This is a genomic window from Methylobacterium sp. BI1 (assembly GCF_056680125.1).
Genome location: NZ_CM155267.1, coordinates 1,942,416 through 1,967,435 on the forward strand (window position 1 = coordinate 1,942,416; position 25,020 = coordinate 1,967,435).

Consider the following 25,020-nt stretch of genomic DNA (forward strand, 5'->3'; position numbering starts at 1 on the left):
CACGTCCAGCGGAGAGAGGAAGCTCATCGCAAATGCCCAGGCGCGCCGCCGACGGTGTGAATCGGCACCTTCCTGAAACCGACTTCAGTCGCGCTGCGGTGACCGTGGCCATTGTCCACGCGGAACGCGCCGGCCGCCGGCCCGGCGCTCGCTCCGGCGGCCAACCAGGAAACTCGACGCGTCGCCTTCGGGCAGCAGGCATTCGGCATCCCACACGTCCTGGCGGCTGAGCCCGATATCCCGGAGTTCGCGATCCGACATCGCCGTCAGTTGACGGACGACCCGGCGATTGATCGCTGCGCGTGAAATCCCGCTGGCCGTAGTGGCTAACAGGGTTCGAAACCAAGTTCTTGCCGCCAAGATGACTTTTAGGGTTCTGCCGAGGGTGACAGGTCTTGCGGTGGGCGTGGTAAAACCGTCCATGATGCGCGTCCTTCCCTGATGCGCGTGCCGATGTACTGACAATGCAGGGAGGGGGGATGGTCAGGACAGGCACACTTCAGTACGATCGTGGCGAATTGTCCGGTACCGGGATCAGGACAGATGAAAGCGTCTTCCGAGCCCAAGCTCACCCTGGTCGAGACAGTCGCGGCAGCGATCACGGAGCGGATCGCCAGACGCCAACTGATGCCCGGTGCGCGCCTGCCCTCGGTCCGTGCCTTCGCAGAAGTCATGGGGGTCTCGAAGTCCACTGTCGTCGAGGCCTATGACCGGCTCGGGGCCGAGGGTGCGATCGTGGCGCGGCGTGGCTCAGGTTTCTACGTGGCAGGTAAGACCCGCCCGCTCTGCCTCAAAACGGTGGGACCCCAACTCGACCGTGCCGTGGATCCGCTCTGGATCACCCGGCAATCCATGCAAGCCGGTCCGGATCTCGTGATGCCAGGCTCCGGATGGCTGCCGGCCTCCTGGATGCCCGACGAGTCGATCCGGCGCGGCCTTCGACAACTCGCACGCGGTGCGGAGGCCAACCTCGTCTCGCACGATCAGCCTCTCGGCTTTCCACCCTTACGTGCGCAGATCGCCCGACGGCTGGCAGAGAAGGGGATCGAGGCCGGTGCGGATCAGATCGTCCTGGTCGACTCGGCGACACAGGCCCTCGACCTGCTCTGCCGTTTCCTGCTTGAACCTGGCGATACAGTGCTGGTCGATGATCCCTGCTACTTCAATTATCACGGCCTGCTGCGGGCGCAGCGTGCCCGTGTCGTCGGCGTGCCGATGACACCAAACGGTCCGGATCTCGCAGCTCTCGCCACCCATCTCGCCGAGCATCGGCCCCGCTTTTACGTCATCAATTCCGCGCTCCAGAATCCGACCGGCTCCACCCTGGCGCCGGCCATCGCGCATCGCATCCTGAAGCTCGCCGAAGCGCACGACACGCTCATCATCGAGGATGACATCTTCGGAGATTTCGAAGGAGAGCCGTCCCCGCGCCTCGCAGGCTTCGACGGGTTGGAGCGCGTCGTCCAGATCGGCAGCTTCTCCAAGACGCTCTCAGCCGCCATCCGTTGCGGTTTCGTCGCTCTGCGCGAAGATTGGGTAGAGCCTCTGACCGATCTCAAGCTCGCCCTGAGCCTGGGGAACAGTCATCTGTCGGCGAGTCTGATGCACGGGCTTTTGACAGACGGCACGTACCGTCGGCACCTCGCCGAGGTCCGCGAGAAATTGGGACGAGCGATGGCGCCGGCCCTTCGGCGGCTCGAAAGATGCGGGCTCACGGCGTGGCTGGAGCCCTCCGGAGGTTTCTTCCTCTGGATGCGCCTGCCGGATGGGATCGACTCGGCGAACGTCGCCCGGCATGCTCTGGCGCACGGCCTCGTCCTCGCGCCTGGAGGCGCGTTCAGCCCCTCGTCGCTCGGCAACAGCTTCCTGCGCTTCAACGTAGCCCAGTGCACAGACCCGCGTATGATCTCCATGCTGGAGACTGCCCTCGCCGAATGCACGGCGGCGCAACCTGAGCAGGCAGCATGAGACAAGGCTTTCGGGAGGTTTTTCGGGTCCTGTGCGCCACGCGGGCCCGCTTTCGCCGGACTGCAGGTGCCCGCGCGGGAGATTTCGGCTATGACAGGTTGACAGGGGCGTCCCCGCCTCGCCACATCCCGGCTATCATGAGCGACGCGAATCTGACGACTTCCTCTGCCTCCGGTGACACGGTCAAGCCACCTCTGGAGATCCTGCTCTGTGCACCGCGTGGTTTCTGCGCAGGCGTTGTGCGAGCAATCGACGTGGTTGAGCGCGCTCTCGCCATTTACGGGCCCCCGGTCTACGTCCGTCACGAAATCGTCCACAACAAGTACGTGGTCGAGAGCCTGAAGCGGAAGGGCGCTGTGTTCGTCCGCGAACTCGACGAGGTTCCGGACGGTTCTGCTCCGGTGATCTTCTCAGCTCACGGCGTCGCCAAGACGGTGCCGCACAATGCGGATTCTCGCGGTCTCACCACCATCGACGCCACTTGCCCGCTGGTGACCAAAGTTCATCGCGAGGCTGAGATCCACCACAAGCGCGGACGCCACGTGCTGCTCGTCGGCCATTCCGGTCATCCCGAGGTGGTCGGTACCATGGGCCAGTTACCCAAGGGCTCGATTACGCTGGTCGAGGATCTCGAGCAGATCGCCGCCCTGGAGCCTGAGAACCGCGACAACCTCGCCTGGGTGACGCAGACGACTCTGTCGGTGGACGACACGCACCATATCGTCGAAGCGCTCAAGAAGAAATTCCCAACGATCACCGGTCCGCATAAGGACGACATCTGCTACGCCACCACCAACCGCCAAGAGGCGGTGAAGCAGGTGGCGCCGCTCGTCGATGCCGTCATCGTTGTCGGCTCTTCGAATTCCTCGAACTCGCAGCGCCTGCGCGAGGTCGCCGAGCGCGTCGGCTGCCCGATTACCCGCCTGGTGTTGCGGGCCGAGGAAATCGATTGGCCCGCTTTCGAGGGCATCCGCAAGCTCGGGCTCACGGCCGGCGCCTCGGCACCGGAAGTGCTGGTGGAAGAGATCATCGACGCCTTCGCAGCGCGCTACACCGTGACGGTGGATACGGTCTCGACGGTGGTCGAGGACATGTCCTTCCCGTTGCCGCGCGAACTGCGCAGCGAAGCCGCTGAATAGGCCGACTGCGCCCCCAACGCGGCACGTTTCAACAGGGGCGCCGTTCGGCGCCCCTGTCCTTTTTGGCCCCGAGAATTCAAGCGAACGTACCGTGGCAGTCTACACCGAGGTCTCCGACGCGGCGCTGACCGCCTTTCTCGCGGCCTACGACATCGGTACGCTGCTCTCGTACAAGGGCATCGCCGAGGGCGTCGAGAATACGAACTTCTATCTCCACACCACCGGCGGCTCGTTCATCCTGACCCTCTACGAGAAGCGGGTCCGGGCGGACGACTTGCCGTTCTTCCTCAACCTGATGGAGCACCTCGCCGCCCGAGGACTTGCGTGCCCACAGCCGATCCGTGATCGGGGCGGCGTCGCCTTGCGTGAGCTCTGCGGCCGACCGGCCGTAATTGTGACCTTCCTCGACGGCGTCTCGGTCAAGCGACCCGGCATCGATCACTGCCATGCCCTCGGTCGCGCACTCGCCGGGCTGCATGCGGCGGGGGCCGATTTCGGGATGCGGCGCGCCAACAATCTCTCCGTGGATGCCTGGGAACCGCTCTTCCGCCTTGCAGAGCCTCACGCCGACGTCGTTTCACCCGGTCTCACAGATCGGGTTCTCGGCGACCTCGCGGTGCTGCAGACGTCATGGCCCTCGGGCCTGCCGTCGGGCGTGATCCACGCCGACCTCTTTACCGACAACGTGTTCTTCATCGGAGACGAGCTGTCGGGCTTGATCGACTTCTACTTCGCCTGCACCGACGCCTTCGCCTACGATCTGGCGATCTGCCTCAACGCCTGGTGCTTCGAGGCGGACGGCAGCTTCCATCGCGACATGGGTGCGGCGCTGATCGCGGGCTACGAGGCGGTGCGCCCCCTGGTTTTGGCGGAGATCACGGCCCTGCCGATCCTGTGCCGTGGCGCGGCTCTGCGGTTCATGCTGACGCGACTCGTCGACTGGCTCAATGTGCCGGCCGGAGCCCTGGTCCAGCCGAAGGATCCGCTCGAATACGACCGCAGGCTGACGTTCCATCGCACCGCTACGGACGCGCGGGATTACGGATGGGCCGGCCCGGGACCATCGGCCGAATCGTCATCCGAAGCAAACCAGGTCTGATGCCGGGAGCGGTTAGCGTGCTCGATCGCAAGGCACGATAGCGCCGGCGGATGCATGGCAGCCGCCGGCAGGGTCGGTCAGATGACCTTCAGCAGGGCCTCGGCGCCGGACAGCTCCGTCTTGGCCGGCGAATCCTCCACGTTGAGAACGCGCACGACACCGTCCTCGACGAGCATGGCATAGCGCTTCGAACGGGTACCGAGGCCGAACCCGGCGCCATCCATATCGAGGCCGATCGCCTTCGCGAACTCGGCGTTGCCGTCCGCGAGAAACTCAAGGCCCTCGGCGCCGCTCGCCTTCTGCCACGCGTCGAGCACGAACACGTCGTTGACCGAGGTGATCGCGATGGTGTCGATGCCGCAAGCCTTGATCTCGGCCTGCTTCTCCACGAAGCCGGGCAGGTGATTGCGGTGACAGCTCGGCGTGAAGGCACCGGGCACCCCGACCAGGACGACGCGGCGGCCCTTGAAGAGGTCGTCAGTGGTCTTGGCTTCCGGTCCGTCCGTCCCACTCACGCGAAACGTGACCTGGGGGAGGTGGTCGCCAACCTGAATGGTCATCCGTCGTCTCCTGAAGATCGCCAGGGCATCCGAACTGCCGGATCCTTGAGCACTGTCCCTGCGCCGTTCCCGGTCGGCACACCGGACCCGCTCGCGAAAAATCGTCTAGCCCGCAGGGGTTAGCCTGTCGAGTTTCCGCCCCCCCCGCTGGCGCGGATATCCCCTCGTGGAACAGGCGGCGCCCTGGACAAAGGCGCCTTCCCGCGTAGCATGTGAGAATGCAGCGTTCACAAGCCCGCACGGGCGATCCCGCCTATCTTGACGGTCAGTTTCTCGTGGCCATGCCCGGCCTCACGGATTCGCGCTTCGCTCGGTCGGTCATCTATCTCTGTGCACACTCGGCAGATGGAGCCATGGGGATCATTCTCAACAAGGCCGTCTCCGACCTGAACATGCCCGATCTGCTGATTCAGCTCGATATCGCGAGCGAGACCGATGCGATCCGGCTTCGAGAGCGCGTCGGTCACATGCCCGTGCTGATGGGCGGCCCAGTCGATGCCAAGCGCGGGTTCGTGCTCCACACCGATGATTTCCATATCGATCAGTCCACGCTGATCATTGACGATGGAATCTGCCTCACGGCGACGGTGGACATCCTGCGGGCGATCGCGGCCGGCGACGGACCGGCCAGTGCCGTCCTGGCACTCGGCTATGCCGGATGGCAGGCGGGGCAGCTTGAGAACGAGATCCTGGCCAATGGCTGGCTGGTCTGCCCAGCCGACCCGGACATGATCTTCCACACAGCTCTCGAAGCAAAGTACGAGCGCACGTTGCGCAACAACGGGATCGACCTCGCGATGCTGTCTGTCATCGCCGGCCATAGCTGAGCGTTCGCGCTACTGATCGGCGAAGGGAGCGCCCCCCGTATCAGGGTTCATACCCTCCACCGCTGGTTTGCGGCGCGGCCGTGGCGGGGACGCCGAAGCGCTCGGTGCCGCAGTGCTGGTGTTGACCCCCAGGCGGGTGGCGAGCGCCAAGGCCCGCGCCTCGGTGAAGCGTAGGTTGCAGAAGCCATGCGCTCCTTCGCGAGCGTAGGTTCGGCACATCTGCTCGCGATCCGATGAGAAGGCCGCTTGTTCCGTGACCACCGGACGCAATTCGGGGCCGCGCAGGCGCTGACTGATCAGCTTGTAATTCTCGCGCACGGCTCGGTCGGCGCCGCCGCGTGCGGCTTCGAACTCGCTCGCCCGCGGTATGAGCGTCGCAGCGGCCGGTCCCCACAGACCCGTCGGGGTGGTGGCGCAATCGGCTGCTGCGAAGGTGCAAACCGGGCCCGACAAGGACTGAACCAGGACGGCGCCGTCGAGCACGTCGAATCGGAGGGGACACTCGCCCCCCGTGACCTCGAAGCGGCCGACGCCCTCCGGGCGGCCCTCCGATGAGACCGCAACCGGTGCGCCGCCGTTCAAAGGCACTTTGCAGGCTTCGACAGGCTGCGAGATTTTATTACCCGGCAGGACAATGCGAGCGGTGGTGCCGGCACCGGACCGTTCCAGCTTCAGGCTCCCGGTGAGCCCGTTCAGCATCAGGTCCTGGCCCATCACGTTGTCCTCTGAAGGCGCTTTGAGGACGACGGGCTGACGTGGAACCGGTGGCGCCTTCGGAACGTCGGAGGCAGCTGGCGGCGCCCCCTCGCCCGGCGCGCCCGGTATCGGTGCCTGCGGAGCAGTGGGAACGCCCCGTGGCGGAACAGGCGGCTTGGCCGCCCGCCCGATCCCGAACAACTCTTCGAAGAACGACTGCGCGCAGGCCGCGTGAGGAACCGATACCAGCACCGGTAGAAGAAGAAGCACGCGGGTCAGACGCATCGAAACTTTCAGGCCTATATCCGTTGAGGCGGCGTGATGCGCAGGCAAGCACGTTCACACACCACTTACCATGCAACGAGCGATGCACCACAGCAGCGATGTCCCTTCTCGACAAGGTGACATCGAAGACGCCGCTGGCGCTACGGAAACCGCGGCTGGCGACTTGGACGGCCGCTCGAATCCGAGGCCGAGGGAAGGGATAACGCGGTTCTGCCCAATCCGATGCACCTCCGCACCGGGCACTGCCTTGCGGCCTCGCGACACCCTTCTTATATCGGCCGAGACGCGGGATTAAGACCCGGCTCTGCACCGTTCCGGGGCGCGAACCGGTTTCCCAACCCGTTCTCACACACTCAGTTTTGCAAAGCCATGGGCCGAGCTGCTTCGGGGCTCGGCGGTCTGCTTGACCAAACGACAACAGAGGGATCCCACCATGGGTAAGGTAATCGGTATCGACCTCGGCACGACGAATTCCTGCGTGGCCGTCATGGAAGGCACGCAGCCCAAGGTCGTCGAGAATTCGGAAGGTGCGCGCACCACGCCGTCCATCGTCGCATTCACCGACGAGGGTGAGCGGCTCGTCGGCCAGCCGGCCAAGCGTCAGGCTGTCACGAACCCCGAGCGTACCTTCTTCGCCATCAAGCGCCTCGTCGGTCGGACTTACGACGATCCGATGACGCAGAAGGACAAGGGCCTGGTTCCCTACAAGATCGTGCGCGGCGACAACGGCGATGCCTGGGTCGAGGCGGACGGCAAGAAGTACTCCCCCTCGCAGATCTCCGCCTTCACGCTGCAGAAGATGAAGGAGACGGCCGAGGCGCATCTCGGTCAGCCGGTGACGCAGGCCGTCATCACGGTCCCTGCCTACTTCAACGACGCCCAGCGTCAGGCCACCAAGGACGCCGGCAAGATCGCCGGTCTCGAGGTGCTGCGCATCATCAACGAGCCGACCGCGGCGGCACTCGCCTACGGTCTCGACAAGAAGAAGGCTGGCACCATCGCGGTCTACGACCTCGGGGGCGGCACCTTCGACGTGTCGATCCTCGAGATCGGTGACGGCGTGTTCGAGGTGAAGTCGACGAACGGCGATACCTTCCTAGGCGGCGAAGACTTCGACAACCGCGTGGTCGAGTACCTGACCAGTGAGTTCAAGCGCGAACAGGGCATCGACCTCACGAAGGACAAGCTCGCCCTTCAGCGCCTTAAGGAAGCGGCCGAGAAGGCCAAGATCGAGCTGTCCTCGGCGACGCAGACCGAGATCAACTTGCCCTACATCACGGCGGATGCCACGGGCCCGAAGCACCTCGCGCTCAAGCTCAGCCGCGCGAAGTTCGAATCCCTCGTGGACGATCTCGTCCAGCGCACGATCGAGCCCTGCCGCAAGGCCCTCAAGGATGCTGGCGTCTCGGCGTCGGAGATCGACGAGGTGGTGCTGGTCGGCGGCATGATCCGCATGCCGAAGATCCAGGAGGTCGTGAAGTCCTTCTTCGGGAAGGAGCCCCATAAGGGCGTCAACCCGGATGAGGTCGTAGCCATCGGCGCGGCGGTTCAAGCCGGCGTGCTCCAGGGCGATGTCAAGGACGTGCTGCTTCTCGATGTGACCCCGCTGTCTCTCGGCATCGAGACGCTGGGTGGCGTGTTCACCCGTCTGATCGACCGCAACACCACGATCCCGACCAAGAAGTCCCAGACCTTTTCGACGGCCGAGGACAACCAGAACGCGGTCACCATCCGGGTCTTCCAGGGTGAGCGCGAAATGGCGGCCGACAACAAGCTGCTCGGCCAGTTCGACCTGATGGGCATCCCGCCGGCTCCCCGCGGCATGCCGCAAATCGAGGTGACCTTCGATATCGATGCCAACGGCATCGTGAACGTGACCGCTAAGGACAAGGCCACGAACAAGGAGCACCAGATTCGCATTCAGGCCTCCGGTGGCCTGTCGGATGCCGACATCGAGCGCATGGTCAAGGACGCCGAAGCGAATGCCGAGGCGGACAAGAAGCGCCGCGAACTCGTCGAGGTGAAGAACCAGGGCGAGAGCCTGATCCACGCCACCGAGAAATCGGTGAAGGAGTACGGCGACAAGGTCTCTGCGGATGACAAGGGCGCCATCGAGACGGCGATCACTGCACTCCGTACCGCCCTCGAGGGCGACGATGTCGAGGTCATCAAGGCCCGCACCACGGACGTGATGCAGGCATCGATGAAGCTCGGGGAGGCGATGTACGCCGCCAACCAAGCCGGTGAGGCAGGGACCGACGCCAGCACCGGCGAGGCGAAGAAGGACGATGTCATCGACGCCGATTTCCAGGAAGTCGATGACAAGGACCAGAAGAAGCGGGCATAACCCCTGCATCTGAACTCGGGGCCGGAGCGATCCGGCCCCGAGCCATGTTCGGCTTGTCCCAGTGAACGGGACGGGCGGAGTTTCGAACGCATCGGCGTTTGAGAAGGACGGCGCTGGCCGGTCGGTTCGGCGCGCCGGGGGACTTTGAGGACGGGAATGTCGAAGCGGGACTATTACGAGATTCTGGGCGTCTCCAAGACCGCGACCGACGGCGAAATGAAAGTCGCCTTCCGCAAGCTCGCCATGAGCTATCACCCGGACCGCAATCCGGGAAATGCCGAGGCCGAGCTAAAGTTCAAGGAAATCAACGAGGCTTATCAGTGCCTCTCGGATGGTCAGAAGCGTGCTGCATACGACCGCTTCGGCCATGCTGCCTTCCAGCAGGGCGGAGGCGGCGGTCCCGGCTTCGGGAACGAGTTCGGCGACTTCATGTCGGACATCTTCGACAACTTCTTTGGTGACGGCCGGGCCGGCGCCGCCGCTGGGCGAGGGGGCGCGCGCGGAGGCCCCACCCGCGAGCGGGGCGCCGATCTACGCTACAATCTTGAGATCTCCCTCGAGGAGGCTTTCAGCGGTAAAGCCGAAACCATCAAGATGGCGACCTCGGTCACCTGCGAGGTCTGCTCTGGCTCCGGTGCCAAGGCCGGATCAAAGCCGCGGCCCTGTCAGACCTGTGGCGGCTACGGACGCGTGCGGGCGGCGCAGGGATTCTTCGCCATCGAGCGCACCTGCCCGAACTGCCACGGCCGTGGCGAAGTGATCGACGATCCCTGCAGCGCCTGCAGCGGCGCAGGTCGTGTGACACGCGAACGGACGCTGTCTATCAACGTGCCGGCCGGCGTCGACGACGGCCTGCGGATCCGTCTGGCCGGCGAGGGCGAGACGGGTCTGCGTGGCGGACCGGCGGGAGACCTCTACGTCTTCCTCTCGATCAAGCCGCACGAGTTTTTCCAGCGCGATGGCGCCGACCTATTCTGCCGGGTACCGATCTCGATGGTAACCGCGGCGCTTTCGGGCGAGATCACCGTGCCGGTGATCGACGGCTCGCAGACCCAGGTGCGCATCCCGGCCGGCACCCAGACGGCGAAGCAATTTCGTATCAAGGGCAAGGGCATGCCGGTCCTGCGCTCGCGCGACGTCGGCGACCTCTACATCCAGGTGTTTGTCGAGACGCCGCAGAACCTCTCGAAACGCCAGCGTGAGTTGCTCCAGGAGTTCAACCAGTCGGCGTCCGACGAGAACCATCCGGAGAGCGCAGGCTTTTTCTCCAAGGTAAAAGACTTCTTCGACGGCCTCGGTGGAGCAGCCAGGACGTAGACTTGCAATATCTTGCGGATCAAAAACGTTCGGCCACGGTTATCGCATGTGGCGGTCGGGCACCGCCTGGGCAATCCTTGTGCGCGCCCCGGCACGTTCGATGGTTGCAAGCTTGACTGCCGGAGAGCTTCGTCGTCTAGCCTTTCCCTCCCAACCCGTGATCTGAGGACATAGGGTCTTGCCGCCGCTACGCCGCTCCAGCGCAAAAGCCGACCTCGCATCCGGTGCCAACCGTACGCGGCGGGACCCGTTGGAGGACGAGGCACGCTTCCTGCGTTCCTGGTTCGAGCGACCCCTCGTCACCGGCGCCGTGACGCCATCGGGCAAGATGCTCGCCCGCACGATGGCCTCATACGTCGATCCGCGCGTCAGCGGACCTGTGATCGAACTGGGTCCCGGGACCGGACCGGTGACCGAGGCTTTGATCCGGCGTGGCGTCGAGCAGGAGCGGCTGATCCTCGTCGAGTACAATCCCGACTTCTGCAAACTGCTGCAGAAGCGCTTTCCCCGCGCGACGATCCTGCGCGGCGACGCCTACAATATCCGTGAGACGTTCGGCACGATGCTGAGCGAGAAGGCGGCGGCCATGGTCTCCAGCCTGCCGCTGTTCACCAAGGCGCTGGAGCAGCGCCTGGATCTCCTGAACGCCGCTCACGAGATGATGCATCCGAGCGCACCGTTCGTGCAGTTCACTTACGCGGTGGTTCCGCCGATCCCGGCCCGGTGCGATGCGGGCACCTACACGGCTAGTCGTTCGAACCGAGTCTGGCTCAATCTCCCGCCCGCCCGCGTCTGGGTCTATCGCCGGCCCTGAACGCCAGCGCAGGCTTCCCGAACGCCAGCTGAAGGGCCGTCTCAGAACGCGTTCAGTGCCGTGATCCTATCCCTGATGCCGAGGGCGATATCCGCCTCGGCAGTCGAGATAGGAACTCAACGATGACCAGCTCGCGCGGAAGCTCCCGGACGGGAGTGAACGTTCTGATCGCCGCGATCGGCTTTGCCGGCAGCCTCGCATTTGTGACCAGCGCACAGGCCTCGCCCTTCGTGGCGCCCGCCCAGGCTGCTTCGGACACCGCGATCAGCCACGTGCAGTACTGGGGCGGGCACGGTGACTGGGGGCATCATCCGCACCGGCACGAGGATCGCCATTATGGCTACCACCGTCGGCATGACGGTTGGGGGCACCGCGATCGTGACTGGGGTCATCACCGCGGCTGGGAGCGCCGTCACCACCGCCATCATCACCACCACGGCCACGACCGTTACGACTACTGAAAGACCCGGTTGGCTCCAGGTCTCGAAGCCGGAGCCTGCACCGGCCTATCCCGCGATCCGCTCCAGGATCGCGGGCGTCGGTTCCAGGGGGGTCGAGGCGATGCGGTAGGCGGCCCGCAGAGCGGCTTCGGCCCGCTCGGCGGAAACGGCATCGGCCGCATGGATCATCGCAAGCGTTTGGCCAGGCTCGATCCTGTCTCCGATCCTGGGCAGCCCGGTCAGGCCGACGCGGGGATCGATCTCGTCCTGCGTTCGGGTGCGACCACCGCCCAGGCCGATCACCGCGAGTCCCAATTCTCGCGTCGCGATCGACGCGACGAAGCCACCGGTTTCCGCAATGACAGGGCAGATGACCGGGGCCGCCGGCAGGTAGAGCCCGGTGCGCTCGATGAGATCGACCGGCCCCCCGAGGGCGGCGACCATCCGGGCGAAGACCTCGAGCGCGCGTCCTGACGCCAGCCCGCTCTCCAGGCGCGCGGAGGCGTCCGCGACGTCGGGACTGAGGCCGCCGGCGACCAGCATTTCGGCGGCCAGCGCCAGCGTCACGGCATGGAAGGCCGGTTCGCAAGCGCGCCCGGTGAGGTAGTCGAGGGCGTAGGCGACCTCCAGGGCATTCCCGGCCGACGAGGCGAGGGGCGAGTCCATGTCGGTGATCAGCGCCACCGTGCGAAGACCCGCACCGCCCGCCACATCGACGATACTGCGGGCGAGTCCCTGGGCCGCCGGGATTTCGGCCATGAAGGCCCCCGAGCCCACCTTCACGTCCATCACCAGCCCGTCGAGGCCGGCGGCGAGCTTCTTCGACAGGATGGAGGCGGTGATCAGGTCGAGGGATTCGACGGTGCCCGTGACGTCGCGGATGGCGTAGAGGCGCCGGTCCGCGGGCGCGAGGTCCGCAGTCTGCCCGATGATCGCGCAGCCCACGTCGGCGGTCACGCTCCGGAAGCGGTCGAGTCCCGGCATCGTGTCGTAGCCCGGGATGCTCGCGAGCTTGTCGAGGGTCCCTCCGGTATGCCCGAGGCCGCGCCCGGAGATCATCGGAACGAAGCCGCCGCAGGCCGCGACCATCGGTGCGAGCGCGAGGCTGACCGCGTCCCCGACCCCGCCGGACGAGTGCTTGTCCAGGACGGGTCCGGGCAGGTCCCACCGCAGCACGGTGCCGGACTCGGTCATGGCCCGGGTCAGCGCCACGCGCTCCGAGCGCGAGAGGCCCCGGAAGAACACCGCCATGGCGAAGGCCGCGGCCTGTCCCTCGGTGACACGCCCGTCCGTCAGGCCCGCGATGAAGTCCGCGATGTCCTCGGCCGGGATCGTGCCGCCATCGCGCTTGGTGCGGATGAGTTCCTGGGGCAGCCTCATCGGCCGGCCCCGGTGGCCGCCGCGACCAGGGCCGTGCGCAGGCTGCTGGCACCGAGGCGAAACGTGCGGGGGGAGACCCAGCCCGGTCCCATGATGCGGTCCGCCAGGGCGAGGTAAGTGCCGGCATCCGCAACAGTTTTCAGCCCCCCGGAGACCTTGAGGCCGACGGGATGCCCCGCCCCGTGATCCCGGATGGCGTGGAGCATCGCCTCGGCGGCCTCCGGGGTCGCGGAGACCGCGCTCTTGCCCGTGGAGGTCTTGAGGAAGTCCGCCCCGGCCTCGATGGCGAGGCGGCTCGCGGCCGTGATGGCGTCCGGGGTCGCCAGGACCCCGGTCTCGAGGATGACCTTCAGCAGGCGATCGCCGTCGCAGATGTCGCGGATCGCGGCGAACATGGCCCGGGCGGTGCCGGTCTCGCCGGCGAGGAAACTGCGATAGGGCAGGACGAGATCGATCTCATGGGCGCCGTCGGCCAGGGCTTCGGTCGTGTCCTCCACCGCGCGCTCGATGTCGTCGCCGCCGGCGGGGAAGTTGATAACGGTGGCGACGCGCACCGGGGCGCCGGCGAGCAGCCGGGCGGCGTGGCGCACGTAGTGCGGCCAGACGCAGACAGCGGCGACGGCGCTCGCCCGGGCGTCCCGGCAGAGCGTATCGATGGCGGACTCCGAGCAGGACTCGCCGAGATCGGTGAGGTCGAGGAGCGGCAGGGCCCGCCGGGCGATAGAGGCGTCGTCGGTCATCAGAGAGCACTCGCGGGCAGGCGGGCGACGAAGGCGGCGACCAGGCGGGCGAGGGCGTCGCCGGCGCGGGCGGCGACGGCCTTGGTCTCCGCGTGATGGGGATCGCCGCCGTCGAGGCCGGCAGCGAGGTTGGTGACGACGGAGAGGGCGGCGACGGGCAGCCCGTAGAAGCGGGCGAGGATGACCTCGGGCACCGTCGACATGCCGACGAGGTCGGCCCCGAGGAGGCCGGCCATGCGGACTTCCGCGGGGGTCTCGAAGGTGGGGCCGGAGAACCAGGCGTAGATGCCCTGGTGCAGGGTGACACCGGATTCGCGTGCCGCTTCAAGGAGATGGGCGCGAAGGGCGGCATCGTATGCACCCACCATGGGCACGAAGCGGGCGTCGCTGGCCTCGCCGATCAGCGGGTTGAGGCCCGCGAGGTTGAGGTGGTCGGTGAGGGCGACGAGGCTGCCGGGGCCGACGGCGGGCCGCAGGGAGCCGGCGGCGTTCGTGAGGAGGAGCGCTTCTGCACCAAGGACTTGCGCGACGCCGAGCGGCACCCGCATCACGGCCGGGTCGCCGCTCTCGTAGGCGTGGGCGCGGCCCTCGAAGACCAGGACCCGCCGTCCGGCCAGATACCCGGCATGGAGACGGCCGCCATGGCCGCTCACGCCCGGCGCCGGAAACCCCGGAATTTGCCCGTAGGATACCGAGAGGGTCGTGTCGAGGTCGCGCACCAGGCCGCCGAGTCCGGTGCCGGTGACGATCGCGCAGGCGAAGGGTCCGCCGAACCCCTGCGCGCGCAGCAGACCGGCGGCGGCCTGGACCCCCGGCTCCGGTTCACGCACGGATTCATCCCCCATCGGTCCCCCCGGGTGCGGCGCCCAGATTGTCCGGGCCGAAGGAGTCGGGCAGCAGGGCCCCGACGGTGAAGGCGGCGCGGATCGCGACGGGGTCGGCGACGTGGACCCGGATAGCGGGACCGGCGAATTCGCGGATGCGCTGCCGGCAGGCGCCGCAGGGGGTGACGAGGCCCGGCCCCGGGCCGAGGACCAGCAGGGCGGCGATGCGCCGGCCGCCCGCGGCCACCATGGCGGCGATGGCGCCGGCCTCGGCGCAGGTCCCCACCGGATAGGCGGCGTTCTCGACGTTGCAGCCGGCATGGAGGGCGCCCGATTCGTCGAGGAGCGCCGCCCCGACGGGAAAGCGCGAGTAGGGGGCGTAGGCGCGGTCCTGCGCGGCCCGGGCGGCAGCGAACAGGCGGGACAGGTCCGGACCCGACGCGTCCGGGATCGTCGGGTCCTGGGCAGGGGAATCCGGTTTCATCGGGGCGGGACACGGCACGGCATCGCGCGACTTAGGCACCAAGTGGCGGGGCTGTCGAGGCCCGGCGCCGGCGCGGCGGACGCATCGACAGCGCGCCCCCGGGCTCCTAAGACGGGGCGGACGGGAGACGAGCCGGGAGGCCAGGGATCATGTTGGGACGTTTCGAGCGCGGAGCCTCCGGCGAGGCGGTGGTGGAGTACGGCGACGGCACCATGCGGGTGATCAAGCCGGGCAGCTTCGTGCGCTGCGCGGTGACCGGCGAGGCGATCCCCCTCGACGCCCTGCGCTACTGGAGCGCGACCCGGCAGGAGGCCTATGCCAGCCCCGAGGCCGCGATGCAGCGCCTCGCGGAGACTGGACGGCCGGAGTAGTCGCTAAATAATTGGATCTGCGGTGATTGATCGGACGTGGCTGCAAGGTTTGCAGATTAGCATCGTTAATTCAATTATAAAACTTACTCAACTCGCCGTAAATCTAGATTTTTGAAGATTCACGACTTCGAAGCACACAGAAAGAATATTTTTCTAAATTGAAAATGCTTGGTACTAAGTACATTTTTACCGGATTAATTACACAGGAAGCCGCTGAAGGAACAGGAATTAATTTAAATCTGATAGCACTGCCATTTTATTTATTAGAAAAATTATTTTGAACCAAACACTGATATAGCATCGCGTAACGCGCGTCCGCATCGTCGCGTCAAGCGTACCGCTGCATTTACAAAACAAGTGGTCAGGTTTGGAGTTTGCGCGCCTGTCCATGAGCAGACGACTGTGCCAGACTTTCTGAGCCAGCCCCCGACATTAAAAATTCGACGGAAACCGTATCGACAATCGTTGGTTGTCTATGGGAAACCATATCCGCTAGAAAACCGATCGATTCGGAGGATGCGGTGCGGGTCAAGAAGGTTCGAGTTCAAGGTTTCCGGCTGCTGCGTGATATCGAGCTCATACTTGAGGATACGGCGACTGTTGTTGTTGGCCGCAACAACAGCGGCAAGACTTCACTGACGGATGTTTTTCGGTGCTTCGGGGTCGCAGGTACACCGTTTAGATTGCAGGATTTTTCAGCGGCAGAGCGCTCGAAGTTCATCACAGCTCGGAATGCTAAGGCAAAGGGTATTGCACCCCAATCCGTGCTAGAAATGCTGCCAAAAATCTCGATCACGCTCACACTGGCGTACGATAAAGCGGCGCCTGATATCGGCCCGATGTCGGCTTATGTAATCGATCTTGATGCAGACTCCGATACTGTGATCGCACATATCGTTTACGCGCCGCGGATGTCAGGCCTTTCGTCGCTTTTAGAATACGAAGGCGATTTAACCGATGCCAACTCCACAGTAGAATTCTTTCGGCATATTAAACAAACCTTGGCTTCTGTTTACGAAACGGAAGTCTGGGCAATTGACCCCACGGCACGTGAAAATCGGAGACTCTTGGATCTCAAACATCTACACTCGTTATTGAAATGGGACCTAGTGCGTGCACAGCGAACCCTTGACCACTCCCGCCACGGTGATGCTGATGTTATCGGCAAGCTTTTAAGCGATCTTTACAAGACAGCGAAAGCTCCCACAGCGACTGCTGCCGATCAAGAACTTGCAGCACAGTTGAGATTATCTGTTGAAGAAATCGAGCGAGATGTACAAAATGAATTCGGCACCGTTTTGACAGGTCTACTTCCAGCAATGGACGTACTCGGTTTTCCAGGTGCCAACGACTCGCAACTGAAGCCGGAAACCGCTCTTAATGTCGAAGCATTGCTGAATGATCACACCAAAATAGTCTATGCCAGCAACGACGGAGTGCATCTTCCGGAAGGCTATAACGGTCTTGGAACCCGCAATTTAATATACATGCTTTTGCAACTCCAAACTTTTCATAAAGAGTATAGGGCGAGGGCCGTTACACCTAATACGCATCTAATATTCATTGAGGAACCGGAGGCGCATCTGCATCCACAAATGCAAGAAGTTTTCATTGCCCAACTCCATAAGGCTGTTGCGAAGCTCTCCGAAGATTATCCTAACGAGAAGCCATGGAAAGTCCAATTTGTTATCACTACGCACTCGCCACATGTTGCTAATGCGGCAACATTTGAAGCAGTTCGCTATTTCTTAAACGACGGTTCGACCAATTCCGACACAAGACAAACAAAGATTAAAGATTTCAAGAAGGGCATGGAAAAGATCGATGACGCCGATAAAGACTTTCTGCATCAATACATGACCCTTACAAAATGTGATCTATATTTTGCAGATAAGGCGATTATGGTCGAAGGAACGACAGAGCGTATTCTCATACCAAGGCTGTGCGATTTGGCGGATAAAGATCCTAAGGCTAAGTATCAATTAGCCCGACAGTATGTCACGACCTTGGAGGTTGGAGGCGCATACGCCCACCTGTTTTATCCTCTAATTGATTTCCTTGAGCTTAAGACACTTGTCATAACTGACATTGATTCTGTTCAAGCGACTAAAAATGACAAAGGAACAACTAAATACAAAAAATGCATTGTGGCCGATGGTGATAATACAAGCAATTCCGCAATAAAACATTGGTTTAAAAATAGCTCTGGCAAAAATTTACCGAAACTAAAACCATTAAACCTGATCGCAAAGTCAGATGCTGAAAAAACAACGCGATTTCGGCGGATAGCATTTCAAGTTCCAGAGTCAAAAGAGTCATCTGCTTGTGCACGTAGCTTTGAAGATGCTCTGATAATAGCAAATCTCAAACATTTCAGTATTGATGAAAATGAGAATATTGCATCCCAAGCGTGGGAATTGGCTGAGGATATGGGAAAGGCGAACACGGCTCTACAGTTCGCAATCCGCGAAAAGAATTGGATAGCACCGCGTTACATCCGAGAAGGTCTATCCTGGCTTGCGGAACCTCCGCCCCCGACAGCGGAACCCCCGCTAATTGTCCCGCAAGAAAGTGGCGGTGAAGCATCGGGGATTGAATCGTGACAACAATCAATGAAAATCCCGCAATCGCCGCAGCGCAAGAGGCGCAGGCTAAGGTCAATGAGTGTCTTGCTGACGGAAGACACTTTCGCCTCGAAGCAGGCGCCGGCGCGGGAAAGACTTATTCGCTAGTGTCTGCTCTAAAAAACGTAATCTCAGAACGGGGTCGCTCCCTCGTTCAGCAAGGTCAGCGCGTGGCCTGCATCACCTACACCGAGGTAGCGCGCGATGAGATCGTTAGGGAAGTGGAAGACCACCCCGCTATACTTGTACAAACAATTCACTCCTTTTCTTGGAGTTTCATGGCCCCATTCCAATCTGCGTTGAAAACATTTCTTCCAGATCTAGAAAACAGAGACAATGCTATAAAAGACGCCGGCGGCATCGGTAGCAAGCCGATAACTTATAATCGAGGATTTTTTCGCATCGCCGACGATGAAGTATCACTAGCCCATGACGACGTACCTATTATTATGGCTAAGTTGCTATCACTGGAAAAATTCAGGCGTCTTCTCACACAGCAATTTCCAATTATTTTTATAGACGAATATCAGGACACTGATCGCCACTTTATGTCAGCGCTTGACGAGCATATTTTCCGAGGCAAGGGGGGACCGCTGATTGGATTGTTCGGCGATCATTGGCAGACGATTTATCGTAGCGAATACGAACTCGCTCAGTATTCCATCCATGGCATAGACAAAGGCTCGAATTTTCGCTCAGCGCGACCGATTGTTGAAGTGCTCAACCGTCTCCGCCCGACATTGCCTCAGGCGGTCAGCCATCCAGATCAAGACGGCGAGGCTCGTTTCTTTCATACCAATGCTTACAAAGGACAAAGAACTCAGACGTCCCATTCTAAAAACGACCTTCCTTCCGAAATGGCAAAAGCCGCCAGGATCAATCTGATGTCACGTCTCAAAGACGAAGGTTGGGTACCGGAAGAAACTAAAATTTTGATGCTTACTCATAGCGCTCTAGCGGCAGAGCAGGGCTATCCAGGTGTCGTGGAAGTTTTTAAGGGAAAGAACGATCAGTTCGTTAAAAAGGAAGATCCAGTCTTCAGTCTTTTAGCTGAAATCGTAGAACCCATGTGCGCAGCATACTCGTCCGGAAATTATGGCGAGATGTTTCGTATATACGGGAGCGGTCCGGCAGTCCGTTGTCACGGAGACAAGATAATTTGGCGTGATGATATGGATAAACTTCTCAGATTACGTATAGATGGAACTGTCGGACAAGTAATTGATCATTTGAAAATTACAAGCCGTCCCGCTCTCAGTCCTCGCATTGTTAAAAGGGAGGAGGAACTAGCAGCGCTTAATGGGGAGCCGATCCCCGATGATATGGGACAGTTGATAAGGCATGAAGGGCTTCGGAGGGTTCCCTATTCTCAGGTTGTGGATGCTATAAAATTTATTGATGGATTTACCCCCTTCGCAACACAGCACAGTGTCAAGGGCGCTGAGTTTAAGAATGTTTTGGTCGTGCTTGGTGGGGGTTGGAATCACTACAATTGGCCGCAGCTATTTGAGCTTCTGGACAACAAAAAAATCGAAACCAAAAACCTGAAAGCCTACTACCGCTCACGCAACCTTTTTTACGTATCAATATCTCGTCCCATGACAAGACTTGCTGTGCTTGCCACTCAAACGCTTTCACAAGCTGCATTGAGAAACATCACTCATCTATTTGGTGCGATGGAAGTAATAGAACTGAAACACGACGAAATAATACCCTTTGTACCAAAACAACCATGACTTAATATCAAGTAGAAATTTTTATACCTTATACATATTGTCTCGCTTCAAGAGATTTAACTCCAAAACTTATTCATAAAACATTTTCGTAATTTAAATTCGAATCATTTCCAAATATGGTCGGCTATGTAGGAGTATTCACAAACTAAAGTAAATAATAGATTTTAATCTTTCCATTTTTTGTTGGTAATCGATCATAAAAATATTCTGCCTTGTCCCCTTCATTATTTCATCCCTCGACCAATCAACCCCCGCAACTGCCCCAACACCCCCCCTACATCATCAAACGCCAGCGTCACGGGCAACACCCCGACGCCGACGGCGAACGGGGGTGAGAGGCGGACGTGGTCCTTCTCGGTGGTGAGGAGGTCGGCGCCGAGGCGGGTGGCTTCGGCCGCGAGGGTGGCTTCGTCGGCGGGGCCGTAGGGGTGGTGGTCCGGGTAGGCGCGGGTCGCGACCAGGGTGGCGCCGGCCTCTTCGCAGCTGTCGAAGAATTTTTGGGGGCGGCCGATGCCCGCGAAGGCGAGGATGCGGCGGCCTGTCAGGTCGGCGCCGGGGATCAGGCGGGCGCGGTGGACCGGGAGGCCCCGGGCCTGCGCGTCCGCGGCCACGGCCTCGCCCCGGGGCCCGGTCCCGATCAGCACGAGGCCGTGGATGTGGGGCCATTGCCGGGCGAGGGGCACCCGCAGGGGGCCGGCCGGGAAGGGTCGTCCGTTGCCGAGGCCGGCGCCGGCATCGACCACGGCGAGCGACAGCGTCTTGGCAAGGCTCGGGTTCTGCAGGCCGTCATCCATGACGATGACGTCGGCGCCGGCCCGGACGCAGAGGGCGGCTCCGGCCGGGCGGTCCCGGGACAGGATCGTCGGCGCGACCCGGGCCAGGAGCCTCGGCTCGTCGCCGGTCTCCCCGGCCGTCTGGCGGGCGGGATCGACCCGGACCGGTCCGGCGAGGCGCCCGCCATAGCCGCGGGTGAGGAAGGCCGGGTTCGCCCCGAGGGCGCGCAGGTGGGCGGCGAGCGCCAGGGCGGTCGGGGTCTTGCCGGCGCCGCCCAGGGTGACGTTGCCGACGCAGAGAACGGGGCAGGGGGCCGCGGCGCCGGGCCTGTCCATGCGCGCGGCGGTGTGGCGTCCGTAGAGGGCGCCCACCGGGGCGAGGCACCGGGCGAGGGGATGGCCGGGCTCCGCGTCCCAGAAGGCGGGGGGGCGCATCAGCCGGCGCTCACGAGGCCGCCATCGCCTTGAGCGTCATCTGGGCGATGAAGGGATCGAGCACCGCCAGGGTGCGGGCGACGGCGCCCTCGAAGGGCTGGAGCGCGGCGGCCCCGGCCCGGCTCATCGCCTCGATGCGGGGGCGGTCGGCCAGGAGGGAATCCAGGGTCGTCGCCAGGGCGTCGGAATCGGTCACCGGCAGGGCGCCGCCGGCCTGGTCCAGGGCGTGGTAGACCTGGGTGAAGTTGTGGATGTGCGGCCCGTGCAGCACCGCGGCCCGCAGGCGGGTGGGCTCGATCGGATTCTGGCCGCCATGGGGCACCAGGGAGCCGCCGAGATAGACGATGCGGCCGAGGCGGTAGAACAGGCCGAGCTCGCCCAGGGTGTCGGCCACGTAGAGCTCGACGCCGCCATGGGGGCGCCCGCCCTGCGCGCGCCGGGCGCTGGTCAGGCCCTCGGCCCCGGCGCAGGCGGCGACGTCGCCGCCGCGATGGGGATGGCGCGGCACCACGATGGTGAGGAGGCGCGGCCAGCGGTCCTTGAGGCGGGCATGGGCCCGGGCCGCCATGGCGTCCTCCCCCGGATGGGTGCTCGCCGCGACCCAGACCGGCCGGTCGCCCACGAGGTCGCGCAGGTGGGCGAGCTGCTGGCCATCCGCCGGGGGCACCTCGGAATCGTATTTCAGGTTGCCCGCGATGCTGACCCGGGGGGCGCCGAGGCGGCGGAAGCGGTCGGCATCCTCGTCGGTCTGGGCGAGGCAGATCGCGATGCGGGCCAGGAGCGCCTCGGCGGTCCGGGGGGTGCGGGCCCAGCCCCGATACGAGCGCTCCGACATCCGCCCGTTGACCACGAGGAGCGGGATGCCGTGCCGGTGCAGGCCCATCACGGTGTTCGGCCAGATCTCGGATTCCGCGACCAGGGCGAGGTCCGGGCGCCAATGGGCGAGGAAGCGGTCGACCCAGCGCGGGGCGTCGAGGGGCATGTACTGGTGCACGGCCCCGGCGGGCAGGCGCCGGCCGATCAGCTCGGCGGCGCTGCGGGTGCCCGTCGTCACCAGCACCGAGAAGCCCCGGGCGATCATGCCGTCGACGAGGCCCACCAGGGAGAGCGCTTCGCCGACGCTGGCCCCGTGCATCCAGACGAGGCGGCCCGTCGGCCGGGCCCGGCCCGGCAGCCCGCGCCGCTCGGCCAGGCGCCCGGGATCCTCCTTGCCCCGGCGGGAGCGCCAAGCCAGCAGGCCGGCCAGCGCCGGCTCGCCGAGATAGAGCCCGGTGCGGTAGGCCCGCAGGATCGCCGTGAGGGGCGGGGCCTTGGCCATGGCCCTCACGCCGGTTCCCCGACCCGGCCGTCCGTCCCGACCCGGTCGGGATGGGCTACGCGGTCGTGGGGGCCGACCCGGTCGGGCCGTCCGACGAGGGTGTAGGCGCGGTCGTGGACGCGGTTCATCTCGGCCTCGAGCTGCCGTCGCAGCGCCTCCAGAACCTCGGGCTCCACGTCCCGCGGCACGAAGACGGGCTCGCCGAACACCATCGCGCCCCGGCCGAAGGGCAGGCCGAGGCAGGCGCGGTCCCAGCTGTCGAAGCGCCAGTGCCGGCTCGTCACCACCGCCACGGGGATGATCGGCCGGCCGGAGAAGCGCGCCAGGGTGAGGATGCCGGCATCGGCCCGGCGCGAGACCTTCGGCACGTCGGCGCTGAAGGCCACGCTCTCGCCGTCCTTCAGGGCCCGCAGCATGGCGCGCAAGCCCTCGGCCCCGCCCTTGGCCTTGGCGTCCCGCAGGACCCGGCCGCGGGCGCCGGAGGCCCGGATCACCCGGACGCCCATGCGGGTGAGGGCGATGGTGTTGATGTTGCCGTCCGGGGAACGGGAGATGATCGTGGCGATCCGGTCGTGCGGCCGGCGCATGAACGAGATCATCGTGTGCTGGCCGTGCCACATGCCGGCAATGAAGGGGCCGAGGTCGTCGAGCCAGGCATCCGGCGCGGCCGGCTCCACGGTGAAGCGGTTGGTGCGCCGTACGAGGCGGAGGTAGCCGCCCGCGAGGATGCCGAGGGCCTGCTGGACCGCCGGGGCGCGGCCGATGCGTTTGACGAGGCTCATCACTTCGCTTTCGCGTCGCGGCGCCGACGGGCCGGCGATGCCTTCGAGGAGGGGCCTTCGAGGAGAGTGTCCACGGAGCCGTCCCGCCCGGCGCACCGGACGGGCCGCCGGCTGTCTAGCTCCGATCGCGCGGCCGGCGCAACGGCGCAGTGGCGGCCGAATCCGCCGTTTCGGCGGCGAAACCCAGCACGGGCGGCTTGTTTAGATCTATTCCAAGCTATAGATTGGAATGGATCCAAAGAGGACACCGCCCCGAAACGAGCCGGTCAGGACAGGACGCGCAGCATGATGATCTCCCCCGCCCAGGGCGCCGCGGAACCGATGGCCGCGATCGATGCCGCCGCGTCCGAGGCGCACCGCGCCTTCGTCCTGCGCTACGTCCAGCCGGGCCTCGCCGGGCTCATCGACGGCTCGGTCTCGACCCTGGCGCCGATCTTCGCCGCCGCCTTCGCCACCCACAGCAACGGCGCCACCTTCCTGGTGGGGCTCGCCGCCTCCATCGGCGCCGGCATCAGCATGGGCTTCACCGAGGCGCTCTCGGATGACGGGCAGATCACCGGGCGCGGGACGCCCTGGATGCGCGGCCTCGTCTGCGGGGTGATGACCACGGTGGGCGGCCTCGGCCACACGCTGCCCTACGCGATCCCCTCGGCTTGGCCGAACGCCTTCGGCATCGCCACGGCCCTGGCGATCGTGGTGGTGGTGGTGGAACTGCTGGCGATCGCGGCGATCCGCACCCGCTACATGGCGACGCCGTTCTGGCGCGCGGCGCTGCAGGTCGTGCTCGGCGGCGCCCTGGTGCTCCTCGCCGGAATCGCCATCGGCAGCGCCTGAGGGACGACGGGCGGAATCGCGGGCCGAGGGTTGACCCCCGGCCCCGGTTGGGGCGATGCGGGGCGCGAAATCCCGATCATCGACCGCGCATTGGGGGATGATGTTCCGCCTCGCCCACCTGACCGACCCCCATGTGGGGCCGCTGACACGCCCGCGCCTGCGCCAGCTCCTGAGCAAGCGCGCCACCGGCTACGTGAACTGGCAGCGCGGCCGCAAGGACGCCCACGACATGGAGGTGCTGGCCGCCCTGGTGGCCGACCTCCAGACGCAGGGCCACGACCACATCGCCTGCACCGGGGATCTCTGCAACATCGGCCTGCCGAGCGAGTGGTCGACCGCTAAGGTGTTCCTCGAAGCCCTCGGGTCGCCGGACAGCGTCAGCTTCGTGCCGGGCAACCACGACGCCTACGTGCGCGGCTCCCTCGAGGGCCTGCTGCTGGCCTGCGGCGCCTGGACGGCGGGCGACGACGGCACGCACGGGCATTTCCCGTACCTGCGAAGGCGCGGGCCGGTGGCCCTGATCGGCCTGTCCTCGGCGGTGCCGACGAAGCCCTTGATGGCCAGCGGCCGCCTCGGGCCGCAGCAGATCGCCGCCACCGAGGCGCTGCTGCGGACGCTGGGCAACGAACCCGAGCCGCCCTTCCGCGTGGTGATGATCCATCACCCGTCGCATCCCGGCGGCACCTCGTCGGGGCGTGAGCTGAAGGATGCGGGGGCGTTCACCGCCATGGTCGCCCATGCGGGCGCGGAGTTGATCCTGCACGGGCACAACCACGTCCGCAGCGTCGCGTTCGTGTCCGGCCCGGGCGGGACGTCGATTCCGGTGGTGGGGGCCGCCTCGGCGTCGGCCCGGGGGGATGCCCGGCACCACCGCGCGAGCTACCACCTCTACACGATCACGCGCCAGGCGACGGGCTACGCCGTCGCGGGCATCGAGCGGGGCCTGACGGAGACCGGGACCATCGCGGATCTCGGCACCCTGTCGCTGGCCCGGTCCTGAGGCGACGCCGCGCGGGCACCGCCTCCGGTTCGAATGGCTCAGGCGTCCTCCAGCACCTTCGCCTGGGCGGCGATGCTGGCCTGGTAGCGCTCCGCCTGCAGGCGGGTCAGGCCACTCACGAGCACGGCCCCGCCACGGTAGACCGTATAGGTACCGTCGTGCGTCGGCTTCACGCGAATCACGTTGGTCATGGCTGTCACCCCGTCAAAAAAGGTTAGACGCGATAT

23 protein-coding genes and 1 pseudogene are annotated in these 25,020 nt (G+C 64.3%); 13 read left to right on the forward strand and 11 right to left on the reverse strand.

Annotated features, from left to right (window positions below; all coding sequences use genetic code 11):
• Window positions 1-84: 84 nt before the first annotated feature.
• The gene (locus AC1MGR_RS09095) at window positions 85-423 is read right to left on the reverse strand and encodes a DUF1127 domain-containing protein (protein ID WP_480234376.1); all 339 of its coding nucleotides are present in this window, start codon (window positions 421-423) and stop codon (window positions 85-87) included.
• A 120-nt stretch (window positions 424-543) separates the two neighbouring features.
• Here AC1MGR_RS09095 and AC1MGR_RS09100 point away from each other — a divergent pair, with 120 nt between their 5' ends.
• The 3 genes from AC1MGR_RS09100 to thrB all read left to right on the forward strand — a co-directional run bounded on the left by AC1MGR_RS09100 (window position 544) and on the right by thrB (window position 4,206).
• Window positions 544-1,968 carry an aminotransferase-like domain-containing protein gene (locus tag AC1MGR_RS09100; protein WP_480234377.1) on the forward strand — a complete coding sequence of 475 codons (1,425 nt, stop codon included), beginning with the start codon at window positions 544-546 and terminating at the stop codon, window positions 1,966-1,968.
• A gap of 137 nt (window positions 1,969-2,105) precedes the next feature.
• Window positions 2,106-3,107 carry a 4-hydroxy-3-methylbut-2-enyl diphosphate reductase gene (gene ispH, locus AC1MGR_RS09105; protein ID WP_108036613.1) on the forward strand — a complete coding sequence of 334 codons (1,002 nt, stop codon included), beginning with the start codon at window positions 2,106-2,108 and terminating at the stop codon, window positions 3,105-3,107.
• A gap of 91 nt (window positions 3,108-3,198) precedes the next feature.
• A complete protein-coding gene (gene thrB / locus AC1MGR_RS09110; protein WP_108036615.1) occupies window positions 3,199-4,206 on the forward strand; it encodes a homoserine kinase in 1,008 nt (335 codons plus the stop codon).
• Window positions 4,207-4,283: 77 nt separating this feature from the next.
• Here the strand turns inward: thrB and AC1MGR_RS09115 are convergent, their stop codons facing one another.
• Window positions 4,284-4,766 carry a redoxin family protein gene (locus AC1MGR_RS09115; RefSeq protein WP_480234378.1) on the reverse strand — a complete coding sequence of 161 codons (483 nt, stop codon included), beginning with the start codon at window positions 4,764-4,766 and terminating at the stop codon, window positions 4,284-4,286.
• A gap of 218 nt (window positions 4,767-4,984) precedes the next feature.
• On the opposite strand from AC1MGR_RS09115, the gene AC1MGR_RS09120 reads away from it, so the two are divergent.
• Window positions 4,985-5,593 (forward strand): YqgE/AlgH family protein, encoded by a 609-nt coding sequence (locus AC1MGR_RS09120; protein WP_108036619.1) that lies wholly within the window; start codon window positions 4,985-4,987, stop codon window positions 5,591-5,593.
• Between the two features lie 9 nt (window positions 5,594-5,602).
• Here the strand turns inward: AC1MGR_RS09120 and AC1MGR_RS09125 are convergent, their stop codons facing one another.
• Window positions 5,603-6,574 (reverse strand): hypothetical protein, encoded by a 972-nt coding sequence (locus AC1MGR_RS09125; protein ID WP_108036621.1) that lies wholly within the window; start codon window positions 6,572-6,574, stop codon window positions 5,603-5,605.
• Window positions 6,575-7,007: 433 nt separating this feature from the next.
• On the opposite strand from AC1MGR_RS09125, the gene dnaK reads away from it, so the two are divergent.
• The 4 genes from dnaK to AC1MGR_RS09145 all read left to right on the forward strand — a co-directional run bounded on the left by dnaK (window position 7,008) and on the right by AC1MGR_RS09145 (window position 11,513).
• Window positions 7,008-8,921, forward strand: coding sequence for a molecular chaperone DnaK (gene dnaK / locus AC1MGR_RS09130; protein WP_480234379.1), 1,914 nt, complete (start codon window positions 7,008-7,010; stop codon window positions 8,919-8,921).
• 156 nt (window positions 8,922-9,077) lie between these two features.
• On the forward strand, window positions 9,078-10,238 hold the full coding sequence (gene dnaJ, locus AC1MGR_RS09135) for a molecular chaperone DnaJ (RefSeq protein WP_108036625.1): 1,161 nt from the start codon (window positions 9,078-9,080) through the stop codon (window positions 10,236-10,238).
• A 178-nt stretch (window positions 10,239-10,416) separates the two neighbouring features.
• Entirely contained in the window at window positions 10,417-11,052 is a 636-nt protein-coding gene (locus AC1MGR_RS09140; protein WP_480234380.1) for a class I SAM-dependent methyltransferase, read from the forward strand.
• Between the two features lie 122 nt (window positions 11,053-11,174).
• Window positions 11,175-11,513, forward strand: a complete 339-nt coding sequence (locus AC1MGR_RS09145) for a hypothetical protein (RefSeq protein WP_480234381.1) — start codon at window positions 11,175-11,177, stop codon at window positions 11,511-11,513.
• Window positions 11,514-11,558: 45 nt separating this feature from the next.
• Here AC1MGR_RS09145 and deoA read toward each other — a convergent pair whose 3' ends face one another.
• Genes deoA through AC1MGR_RS09165 form a run of 4 tightly spaced genes read right to left on the reverse strand, consistent with a single transcriptional unit; the run spans window position 11,559 to window position 14,920 of the window.
• Window positions 11,559-12,872: a thymidine phosphorylase gene (gene deoA / locus AC1MGR_RS09150; RefSeq protein ID WP_480234382.1), complete on the reverse strand. Its 1,314-nt coding sequence runs from the start codon at window positions 12,870-12,872 to the stop codon at window positions 11,559-11,561.
• Window positions 12,869-13,612 (reverse strand): deoxyribose-phosphate aldolase, encoded by a 744-nt coding sequence (gene deoC, locus AC1MGR_RS09155; protein ID WP_480234383.1) that lies wholly within the window; start codon window positions 13,610-13,612, stop codon window positions 12,869-12,871. Before deoC ends, deoA begins: the two co-directional genes overlap by 4 nt.
• Window positions 13,612-14,442 (reverse strand): purine-nucleoside phosphorylase, encoded by an 831-nt coding sequence (locus AC1MGR_RS09160; RefSeq protein ID WP_480234384.1) that lies wholly within the window; start codon window positions 14,440-14,442, stop codon window positions 13,612-13,614. The genes deoC and AC1MGR_RS09160 overlap by 1 nt, the downstream gene beginning before the upstream one ends.
• 4 nt (window positions 14,443-14,446) lie before the next feature.
• Complete coding sequence (locus AC1MGR_RS09165; protein WP_480234385.1) at window positions 14,447-14,920, reverse strand: cytidine deaminase; 474 nt, start codon at window positions 14,918-14,920, stop codon at window positions 14,447-14,449.
• Window positions 14,921-15,069: 149 nt separating this feature from the next.
• On the opposite strand from AC1MGR_RS09165, the gene AC1MGR_RS09170 reads away from it, so the two are divergent.
• The 3 genes from AC1MGR_RS09170 (at window position 15,070) to AC1MGR_RS09180 (ending at window position 19,651) form a co-directional block, all read left to right on the forward strand.
• Window positions 15,070-15,291 (forward strand): DUF2093 domain-containing protein, encoded by a 222-nt coding sequence (locus AC1MGR_RS09170; RefSeq protein WP_103709114.1) that lies wholly within the window; start codon window positions 15,070-15,072, stop codon window positions 15,289-15,291.
• A gap of 521 nt (window positions 15,292-15,812) precedes the next feature.
• Window positions 15,813-17,894 carry an ATP-dependent nuclease gene (locus AC1MGR_RS09175; RefSeq protein WP_480234386.1) on the forward strand — a complete coding sequence of 694 codons (2,082 nt, stop codon included), beginning with the start codon at window positions 15,813-15,815 and terminating at the stop codon, window positions 17,892-17,894.
• Window positions 17,891-19,651, forward strand: coding sequence for a UvrD-helicase domain-containing protein (locus AC1MGR_RS09180; protein WP_480234387.1), 1,761 nt, complete (start codon window positions 17,891-17,893; stop codon window positions 19,649-19,651). Before AC1MGR_RS09175 ends, AC1MGR_RS09180 begins: the two co-directional genes overlap by 4 nt.
• A 224-nt stretch (window positions 19,652-19,875) precedes the next feature.
• On the opposite strand, the gene lpxK is transcribed toward AC1MGR_RS09180, so the two are convergent.
• From lpxK to AC1MGR_RS09195, 3 genes are read right to left on the reverse strand one after another with little or no spacing between them, the layout of a single operon-like run.
• Window positions 19,876-20,859 (reverse strand): tetraacyldisaccharide 4'-kinase, encoded by a 984-nt coding sequence (gene lpxK, locus AC1MGR_RS09185; protein WP_480234388.1) that lies wholly within the window; start codon window positions 20,857-20,859, stop codon window positions 19,876-19,878.
• 10 nt (window positions 20,860-20,869) lie between these two features.
• Complete coding sequence (locus AC1MGR_RS09190; RefSeq protein ID WP_480234389.1) at window positions 20,870-22,177, reverse strand: 3-deoxy-D-manno-octulosonic acid transferase; 1,308 nt, start codon at window positions 22,175-22,177, stop codon at window positions 20,870-20,872.
• Between the two features lie 5 nt (window positions 22,178-22,182).
• On the reverse strand, window positions 22,183-22,959 hold the full coding sequence (locus AC1MGR_RS09195; RefSeq protein WP_108036647.1) for a lysophospholipid acyltransferase family protein: 777 nt from the start codon (window positions 22,957-22,959) through the stop codon (window positions 22,183-22,185).
• Window positions 22,960-23,316: 357 nt separating this feature from the next.
• Between AC1MGR_RS09195 and AC1MGR_RS09200 the strand changes: the two are divergent.
• Window positions 23,317-23,793, forward strand: a pseudogene (locus tag AC1MGR_RS09200) (VIT1/CCC1 transporter family protein); the annotation flags it as partial.
• Window positions 23,794-23,893: 100 nt separating this feature from the next.
• Window positions 23,894-24,793 carry a metallophosphoesterase family protein gene (locus AC1MGR_RS09205; protein WP_480234753.1) on the forward strand — a complete coding sequence of 300 codons (900 nt, stop codon included), beginning with the start codon at window positions 23,894-23,896 and terminating at the stop codon, window positions 24,791-24,793.
• Window positions 24,794-24,831: 38 nt separating this feature from the next.
• Here AC1MGR_RS09205 and AC1MGR_RS09210 read toward each other — a convergent pair whose 3' ends face one another.
• Window positions 24,832-24,984, reverse strand: coding sequence for a hypothetical protein (locus AC1MGR_RS09210; RefSeq protein WP_181259670.1), 153 nt, complete (start codon window positions 24,982-24,984; stop codon window positions 24,832-24,834).
• Window positions 24,985-25,020 lie beyond the last annotated feature (36 nt).

What these genes read in the sequence shown, in the direction of transcription:
- deoA (WP_480234382.1), bottom strand. Translation starts at nt 12,872, where the DNA reads ATGAGGCTGCCCCAGGAACTCATCCGCACCAAGCGCGATGGCGGCACG.
- AC1MGR_RS09145 (WP_480234381.1), top strand. Translation starts at nt 11,175, where the DNA reads ATGACCAGCTCGCGCGGAAGCTCCCGGACGGGAGTGAACGTTCTGATC.
- dnaK (WP_480234379.1), top strand. Translation starts at nt 7,008, where the DNA reads ATGGGTAAGGTAATCGGTATCGACCTCGGCACGACGAATTCCTGCGTG.
- AC1MGR_RS09095 (WP_480234376.1), bottom strand. Translation starts at nt 423, where the DNA reads ATGGACGGTTTTACCACGCCCACCGCAAGACCTGTCACCCTCGGCAGA.
- dnaJ (WP_108036625.1), top strand. Translation starts at nt 9,078, where the DNA reads ATGTCGAAGCGGGACTATTACGAGATTCTGGGCGTCTCCAAGACCGCG.
- AC1MGR_RS09125 (WP_108036621.1), bottom strand. Translation starts at nt 6,574, where the DNA reads ATGCGTCTGACCCGCGTGCTTCTTCTTCTACCGGTGCTGGTATCGGTT.
- AC1MGR_RS09170 (WP_103709114.1), top strand. Translation starts at nt 15,070, where the DNA reads ATGTTGGGACGTTTCGAGCGCGGAGCCTCCGGCGAGGCGGTGGTGGAG.
- AC1MGR_RS09210 (WP_181259670.1), bottom strand. Translation starts at nt 24,984, where the DNA reads ATGACCAACGTGATTCGCGTGAAGCCGACGCACGACGGTACCTATACG.
- AC1MGR_RS09205 (WP_480234753.1), top strand. Translation starts at nt 23,894, where the DNA reads ATGTTCCGCCTCGCCCACCTGACCGACCCCCATGTGGGGCCGCTGACA.
- AC1MGR_RS09190 (WP_480234389.1), bottom strand. Translation starts at nt 22,177, where the DNA reads ATGGCCAAGGCCCCGCCCCTCACGGCGATCCTGCGGGCCTACCGCACC.
- AC1MGR_RS09115 (WP_480234378.1), bottom strand. Translation starts at nt 4,766, where the DNA reads ATGACCATTCAGGTTGGCGACCACCTCCCCCAGGTCACGTTTCGCGTG.
- AC1MGR_RS09100 (WP_480234377.1), top strand. Translation starts at nt 544, where the DNA reads ATGAAAGCGTCTTCCGAGCCCAAGCTCACCCTGGTCGAGACAGTCGCG.
- AC1MGR_RS09120 (WP_108036619.1), top strand. Translation starts at nt 4,985, where the DNA reads ATGCAGCGTTCACAAGCCCGCACGGGCGATCCCGCCTATCTTGACGGT.
- AC1MGR_RS09165 (WP_480234385.1), bottom strand. Translation starts at nt 14,920, where the DNA reads ATGAAACCGGATTCCCCTGCCCAGGACCCGACGATCCCGGACGCGTCG.
- AC1MGR_RS09195 (WP_108036647.1), bottom strand. Translation starts at nt 22,959, where the DNA reads ATGAGCCTCGTCAAACGCATCGGCCGCGCCCCGGCGGTCCAGCAGGCC.
- deoC (WP_480234383.1), bottom strand. Translation starts at nt 13,612, where the DNA reads ATGACCGACGACGCCTCTATCGCCCGGCGGGCCCTGCCGCTCCTCGAC.
- lpxK (WP_480234388.1), bottom strand. Translation starts at nt 20,859, where the DNA reads ATGCGCCCCCCCGCCTTCTGGGACGCGGAGCCCGGCCATCCCCTCGCC.
- ispH (WP_108036613.1), top strand. Translation starts at nt 2,106, where the DNA reads ATGAGCGACGCGAATCTGACGACTTCCTCTGCCTCCGGTGACACGGTC.